This is a genomic window from Azospirillum sp. B506, from assembly GCF_000333595.1.
GTDB lineage: Bacteria > Pseudomonadota > Alphaproteobacteria > Azospirillales > Azospirillaceae > Azospirillum.
Map to the genome: position 1 here is coordinate 1 of NZ_BADK01000160.1, position 7,178 is coordinate 7,178.

Below are 7,178 nucleotides of genomic sequence, written 5' to 3' on the forward strand. Positions count from 1 at the left end.
TGCCGTCGCCGGGATGCGGGCGACGACCTTGATTTCGAAGTCGAACCCCGCCAGCCAGGTCACCCCGACCGCTGTCCAGTTGGGATAGGGCTGGTCGCCGATCACCTTGTCACGGACGGCCATGACGGTCTCGATCTGGTTGGCCGGATCGGTGTGGAAAGTGGTCAGGAAGGCGCGGCCGGCGAAGGCCGCGGCGGCTCCCCGCTTGCGGGCGCGCAGCAGGTCGAGGCCGGAGACCATGGAACCGTCGACCAGGACGCTGGCACGGCCGCGCACCCGCTCCTCGATCGCCGGCAAGGCGTCGATGGCCGCCGGCGCCGCATCGAACTGGCGGCCGCCATGGTTGGAGACCAGGATGCCGTCGGCGCCCAGCGACACCGCCTTGTCGGCGTCGTCCGGATGCAGGATGCCCTTGACGAGCAGCGGACCGCGCCAGACGTCGCGGAAGCGGGCGACCGACTCCCAGGTCAGCGGGCCGGTCATCTTCTGGTAGACGAAGCCGGCGAGGTCGCCGGTGCTGGCGTCCGGACCCAGATAGCGTTCGAAATTGAAGAAGCGCGGCTGGCCGCGCCGCAGCATCGCCAGCGCCCACAGCGGCGCCCGCGCCACATCCCATGCCGTCCGCAGGGTCGGGCGGAACGGCACGACGAGACCGTTGCGCACGTCGCGCACCCGCTTGGAGCGGACCGGCACGTCCATCGTCAGCACCAGCGCATGGGCGCCTGCCGCCTGCGCCCGGCGGATCAGGTCGAGCGACACCGCATGGTCGTTTTCCGGCACATTGTAAAGCTGATACCAGAACACGTCCGGCGCGATGCGGGCGATGCGCTCGATCGAGCTGTTGGCGACCGTCGACATCACGTAGGGGATGCGGGCGCGCTGGGCCGCCGCCGCGATCGCCTCGTCGGCGTCCGGCCACAGCAGGCCGGCCAGTCCCATCGGCGCCACCCCGACCGGCAGGGCATAGCCGCGGCCGAACAGCGTGGTCTCGATCGACACGCCCCGCAGGTCGACGCCATAGCGCGGCACGATCTGAATGGCATCGAGCGCCTGGCGGTTGCGCGCCAGCCCATGATCGTCCCCCACCCCGCCGGCGACGAAATCATAGGCGAAGCGCGGCGTCCGCCGCCGGGCCTGCGCCGCGAGATCGGCGACGGTGGGGAAGCGGCGGCGCAGCCGCGCCGCCTCGCTGCTCAACCCGCCGCTGCCCCACCCGGCGCCCGCTTTTGCAGCCGGGGCAATCTGGGCGGCCGCCGCCTCCATGGCCGGATCGCGCGCCGACATCAGTAGTCGCACAGCACGTTGACCAGCGCCTGACGGCGCTCTTCGGTCACCACCGCCACCGCGCGGCGCAGGGTGTCGCGCAGGTCCTCCGGCCGCTCGACCCGGAAGCCGACGCCGCCGCTCGCCTCCACCAGCTTCTCGAAGGCCGGCGACGGGCTGAGGTCGGCCAGCATGCGCCCGCCGCTGCGCGCGGCGACGCCGGTCTTGTACATCGCCATGGTGGCGTTGCGCACGGCACCATAGAGCTGGTTGTTGAAGACGATGGTCAGCACCGGCAGGTCATGGGCCTCGCCGACCCAATGGGAAGCCGTCGGGTTGGCGAACATGTAGGCGCCGTCGCCCAGAGTCGCCACCACCAGCCGGTCCGGGTTGGCCAGCTTGGCCCCCAGCGCCGCCCCCAGTCCCCAGCCGAGCCCGCCGGCGGCGCTGAGGCCGAAATAGGTGCCGCCGCGGGTCTGCGGGCAATGGTCCAGGCGCAAGGGATATTCGTTGACGATGATCGCATCGGGACCGACCGCCTCGCCGATGCAGGCGCTGAGCCATTCCGGGCCGATGCGGCCGTCGGACGGCATCGCATCGGGCGACAGCCGCTTGCCGGCCAGCGCCTGCGACTGCGCCCGCAACGCCTCGCCACGGCCGGCGATGCTCTTGCGGTCCAACCGCTCGTGGCGATCCAGAAGGGCTTCGACGGCCGTCAGCACGTCGGCGGTCTCGCCGGCGACGCAGAGGTCGGAAGGAAAGCTGCGCATCGGATAGCGGGTGTAGGCGGGATCGGTCGCGACATGCACCACCCGGCAACCGGCCGGCGGCGATTCCAGCGCCGGGATCCAGGGCACGTCGGCGTCCAGCGCGATCACCAGATCGGCCTGGGACAGCAGCCCGCCGGGCAGCGAGCCGAGATTCATCGGGTGGTCGGCGGCGATGTTGAGGAAGCGCGGGTGGAAGGAGACCACCGGCAGGGCGAAACGCTCCGCCAGCCGCGCCAGCGCGTCGAAACCGGCCTGGGTGCGCCCGGCACCCTGGGTGACGATCAGCGGACGTTCGGCCCCGGCGATCCAGTCGGCCAGTGTGCGGATGTCGTCGGGCTGCGGGTGGGGAGCCGCCGGCGCGGCTCGGCGCCCGGCATCCGGTCGGGACACGCGGATCGGGTCGGCCAGCACGTCGCGCGGCAGCGTGGCGTAGACCGGGCCGCGCGGCGCCGTCATCGCCACCTGCCAGGCGCGCGCCACCATGTCGCCGGCCTGTTCGGGCAGATGAAGCTCATAGTCCCACTTCACCGCCTCGCGCAGCATGCCGCCCTGGTCGAACATCTCCTGCGCCCAGTGGATGTAGCGGGTGCGGGTGCCGTGGCGGCCGCTTTCGCTGTAGGGGGAGCGGCCGGCGAACAGCAGCACCGGGGTTTCGTCGCGGCTGGCGTTCAGCACCGCATTGACGGTGTTGGCGGTTCCGACATTCACATGCACCATGACCGCCTGCGGCCGACCGGTGGTCATGTAGACCCCATGCGCCATCGACACCGCGAGATTCTCGTGCGGGATCACCATGGGCCGCGGAACGACCGTGCCGGACTGCTCCGCCCGGGCGAACGCCTCGGCGATCGGAGGGAAGTCGGTTCCGCCGTTGGCGAAGAAGTAATCGACACCGAAAGCGACGAGTTGCGTCAGGAATAAATCCGATGCACTCCGCTCCGATTGCCCGATTTCGCTCGCATTCGATTGGCTGCCGACCAAGGACTGTACTCCCTCAACGTGCATTGGCTGATTGTTACCGCTCGTTCCGCCGCTTCATAGGTCGCTCGATTGGGAACGCTAATCAAATAATTTAAAATCATCGGTCCGATCATCCGATTTGATCGCATAGCTGACTGATGGATTTTCCTACCTTTTCCCACTCCGAAGGCCCCAGGAGTCCGCCGCATGTCGGTATCGCCATCAGTTTTTATGATCATCAGCATTCCCAATCATTATTTGTGATGGGAATCCGCTTCCACCATAATCCGGCGGCAACACTGGCGTCCCGCCCGCGGGCGCAACCGACCAGGATGAGGATGCCGACCGATGGAGCTGTCCAGCGATACGCCGCACCACGGCACAGGCCCGGGCGGGCGGGCACGCCCCGCGGCACCGCAACGGCTGATCGTCGGTATTTCCGGCGCGTCGGGTGTCGTGTACGGCATCCGGATGCTGCAGACCCTGCGGGCGCTCGACATTGAGACACATCTGGTGCTGACACGCTCGGCGGAGGTCACCATCGCCATGGAGACCGACTGGAAGATCGCCGAGGTCCGCGCGCTCGCCAGCGTCGCCCATGCGGCGGACGACATCGCGGCGTCGGTCTCCTCCGGGTCGTTCCGGACGATGGGCATGGTGGTGGCGCCCTGTTCCATGCGCAGCATGTCCGACATCGCTTGCGGCACCACGACCGGCCTGTTGAGCCGGGCGGCCGACGTCGTGCTGAAGGAGCGGCGCCGGCTGGTGCTGATGGTCCGCGAGACGCCGCTCCATCTCGGCCACCTGCGCACGATGACCGCCCTGGCCGAGATGGGCGCGATCATCGCCCCGCCGGTGCCCGCCTTCTACGCCAAGCCCGATGGGCTGGACGACCTGATCGACCACACGGTCGGACGGGTGCTGGACCTGTTCGAGCTGGACAGCGGACGGGTGCGGCGCTGGGGGGAAGCCACGCGCCGGTCCGGCCGGTCCCCTACCCGCCAGGCTCCGGCCGATCAGCCGGGCGCGAGCGTCTGATGGACCTGCGCCAGCTCCAGTATTTCATGTGCCTGTACGAGGAAGGCAACGTGACCCGGGCGGCGCGGCGGCTGAATGTCGTGCAGCCGGCGCTGAGCATGCAGATCGCCAAGCTCGAAGGCGAACTCGGCGAAAAGCTGTTCGAGCGCAGCCCGCAAGGCATGATCCCGACGGCGGCCGGCCGCACCATGTTCCGGCTGTTCCTGCCGATCCTGCGCGACATCGCCGCCGCCAAGCAGGAGATCAGCAATCTTGCCGGCCGCATCTCCGGCCAGGTTTCCATCGGCCTGATCGCCTCGGTCACCCAGTCGGTGCTGTCGCGGACGATCGAGATCTTCTCCAACCAGTATCCCAGCGTGGAGTTGAGCGTCGCCGACGGCTACACCGCCACCTTCGTCGAGCAGGTGACCTCCGGCCAGCTGGACATCGCGCTGATCAACCGGCCGCGCAAGCGGCTGGCGCTGGAAACCACGGACATCCTGAACGAGGAGATGGTGCTGGTCAGCGGTGCGGCGCAACCGCCTCCCCTGCCTGACACGGTAAGGCTCAGCGACCTCGCGCAATTGCGCCTGGTCATCCCGTCCAAGCGGCACGGGCTGCGGGCGGTGCTGGAGCAGGCCGCCGAGGCGCAGGGCATCGACCTGAAACCCCAGTTGGAGATTGACACCCTGATCTCCATCGCCGAACTGGTCGCGCGCACCGACTGGGTCACCGTGCTGCCCAGCATCGCCGTCCATCGCGGTCTGGCCGACGGTACCCTGCGGGCGACCCCGATCGTGGAACCGACGATCGTGCGCACGCTCGCCTGGCTCCATCATCCGCGGCGGCCGCTCAGCCTCGCCGCCGTCCGCTTTATGGAGACCATGAACGAACGTCTGATCGAGGCAGCGCGCCCCGGCGCGCATCTGGATGCCGGCCGGGCTGCCGCCGAAAGCCATCAGGCAAAGTGATACCATTGATTAGATTAGACTATTTGCCTTGACGCCGCAGCCAGGGATTAGCTGGCGGTGGGAAGGAGGGTGCGCAGGTCCTGCGCACCCCTCGCAGCGAAAACGTCCAACGAGCATGGGAGGATAGCGGTGACCAACCTGGACAGCCGGCATTGGATCGACGGCACGTGGGTGCCCGGCACCGACAGTTTCGCCAGCATCAATCCCGCCGATGGCAGCGTCGTCGGCCAGGCCGCCGAGGGCGGACGCGCCGAGGCCGACGCCGCCATCGCCGCCGCACATGCGGCCTTCAATCGGCCCGATTGGGCACAGAATCCGCGGCTGCGCCAATCCATCCTGCTCGGCTGGGCCGACAGGCTCGACAAGCAAGCCGAGGATCTCGCCCGCCTGCTGACGCTGGAGAACGGCAAGGCCATCGCCCAGTCGCGGGGCGAGATCGCCGGCGCCATTTCGGAAATCCGCTATTACGGCGGCCTCGCCCGCCACGTTCCCGGCCATGTGCTGGAGGTCGAACCGGGCGTGCTGTCCACCATGCTGCGCGAACCGGCCGGCGTGGCGGCGCTGATCATCCCGTGGAACGCGCCGGCGGTGCTGCTGGCGCGGGCCATCGGCCCGGCGCTGGCCTGCGGCTGCACCGTCGTGGTCAAGCCGGCGGCGCAGACCACCCTGCTGACCGCCGCCCTCCTGCGCGCCCTGTCCGAGGTCCCCGAACTGCCCCGCGGCGTCTGCAACATGGTCAGCGAGACCGGCCATGCCGCCGCCGCCCGTCTGGTCGACTCGCCGCTGGTCGACGTGGTCAGCTTCACCGGCTCGACCGCCACCGGCAAGCGCATCATGGTCGCGGCGGCGGACACCATGAAGAAGCTGTCGCTGGAACTGGGCGGCAAGAGCTGCTGCGTCGTCTTCCCCGACGCCGATCCGGCGGAGACCACGGCGCGCATCGCCACCGCCGCCACCATCATCTCCGGCCAGCAATGCACCGCCGCCCGCCGGGTGCTGGTCCATGCATCGGCCTTCGACGCGGTGAAGACCCACCTGCGGGCGGCGCTGGCGGCCATGACGGTGGGAAACGGGCTCGATCCGGCGATGCGGATGGGACCGCTGATCGACCGGGCGGCGCGCGACCAGGTGCAGACCCAGGTCGAACGGGCCTTCGATGCCTGCGACGAGGTGCTGCTGCGCGGCGGCGTGCCGACGGACAGCCCGGCCGCCGCATCGTTCCTCACCCCGTCGCTGGTGGCGCACGACGACCCGTCCGCCTTCTTCTGCCAGGACGAGATCTTCGGCCCCTTCGTCGTGCTGGAGCGCTTCGAGACCGAAGCAGAGGCTGCGGCCAAGGCCAACAACACTGTGTTCGGCCTGTCGGCCAGCGTCTGGACCCGCGACGGCGCCCGGGCGCTGCGCATGGCCCGGGCGTTGCGCAACGGAACCGTCTGGATCAACGACCACAACCGCCTGTTCGCGGAGGCGGAAACCGGCGGCTACCGGCAAAGCGGGCTGGGCCGCCTGCACGGCTACGATGCCTTCGCCGATTTCACCGAACTGAAGCACATCTGCCAGACGGTGGGAACCATCGGCTGATGAAGTGGCCCCCATTTCCCGGACAGTCGGCTAAGCTTGGTTCGCCCAGGAAGAAGGACGGACCCGATGACGGGGAAACGGGGTCCACTTCAAACTTCAGACGCGAGGAGCAAAACAGAAACGCCCCGGCTTTTTGGATCCGGGGCGTTTCTGTGTGTTTGATGAAGATGCAAGCATGAGCGTTTTGTTTGAGCGTCTCTTGTGCCTGAGTGACCTGGCGGCGACCTACTCTCCCACGTCTTAAGACGCAGTACCATTGGCGCGGAGGCTTTTCACGGCCGAGTTCGGGATGGGATCGGGTGTTTGACACCTCGCCATGACCACCAGGTCACCAAGGCACAAGACCGACGCTCATTCCAAAAGCGCATATGCTTGTTCAGTGCAAGTGATGTGAGGAGTATCGAACTGCGGCGCGTGCTGTCAAGCTGCTGTTTTGAGCAGGCTTGCTGCTGCGCATGGCGCGGTTTGTGGGGTCGAGATCAAGCCGATCGAGCGATTAGTAAGGCTTAGCTTCAGACATTGCTGCCCGTCCACATGCCTCCTATCGACGTGATGGTCTGTCACGGCTCTCAGGGGAGCTCTGGTTTAGAGGTGGGTTTCCCGCTTAGATGCTTTC

Annotated in this window: 5 protein-coding genes and 2 rRNA genes; 3 read left to right on the forward strand and 4 right to left on the reverse strand. The window is 68.1% G+C overall.

Going from position 1 to position 7,178, the window contains the following annotated elements; all coding sequences use genetic code 11:
• Both I71_RS05735 and I71_RS05740 read right to left on the reverse strand, forming a co-directional pair.
• Positions 1-1,284 (reverse strand): alpha-hydroxy-acid oxidizing protein (locus I71_RS05735; protein ID WP_307188965.1); only part of this gene is annotated, 1,284 nt, incomplete at its 3' end.
• The gene (locus tag I71_RS05740) at positions 1,284-3,014 is read right to left on the reverse strand and encodes a thiamine pyrophosphate-requiring protein (protein ID WP_049975947.1); all 1,731 of its coding nucleotides are present in this window, start codon (positions 3,012-3,014) and stop codon (positions 1,284-1,286) included. The genes I71_RS05735 and I71_RS05740, both read right to left, overlap by 1 nt.
• Positions 3,015-3,341: 327 nt before the next feature.
• Here I71_RS05740 and I71_RS05745 point away from each other — a divergent pair, with 327 nt between their 5' ends.
• The 3 genes from I71_RS05745 to I71_RS05755 all read left to right on the forward strand — a co-directional run bounded on the left by I71_RS05745 (position 3,342) and on the right by I71_RS05755 (position 6,562).
• A complete protein-coding gene (locus I71_RS05745) occupies positions 3,342-4,031 on the forward strand; it encodes a UbiX family flavin prenyltransferase (RefSeq protein WP_199902118.1) in 690 nt (229 codons plus the stop codon).
• Positions 4,031-4,981 carry a LysR family transcriptional regulator gene (locus tag I71_RS05750; protein WP_042692106.1) on the forward strand — a complete coding sequence of 317 codons (951 nt, stop codon included), beginning with the start codon at positions 4,031-4,033 and terminating at the stop codon, positions 4,979-4,981. The genes I71_RS05745 and I71_RS05750 overlap by 1 nt, the downstream gene beginning before the upstream one ends.
• Before the next feature lie 129 nt (positions 4,982-5,110).
• Positions 5,111-6,562 carry an aldehyde dehydrogenase family protein gene (locus tag I71_RS05755; RefSeq protein ID WP_199902119.1) on the forward strand — a complete coding sequence of 484 codons (1,452 nt, stop codon included), beginning with the start codon at positions 5,111-5,113 and terminating at the stop codon, positions 6,560-6,562.
• 212 nt (positions 6,563-6,774) lie between these two features.
• Here I71_RS05755 and rrf read toward each other — a convergent pair.
• A 5S ribosomal RNA gene (gene rrf / locus I71_RS05760) occupies positions 6,775-6,890 on the reverse strand.
• Positions 6,891-7,037: 147 nt separating this feature from the next.
• Positions 7,038-7,178, reverse strand: a 23S ribosomal RNA gene (locus I71_RS05765); the annotation flags it as partial.

Excerpts from the sequence above, each read along its gene's own strand:
- I71_RS05745 (WP_199902118.1), top strand. The coding sequence starts at position 3,342 with ATGGAGCTGTCCAGCGATACGCCGCACCACGGCACAGGCCCGGGCGGG.
- I71_RS05750 (WP_042692106.1), top strand. The coding sequence starts at position 4,031 with ATGGACCTGCGCCAGCTCCAGTATTTCATGTGCCTGTACGAGGAAGGC.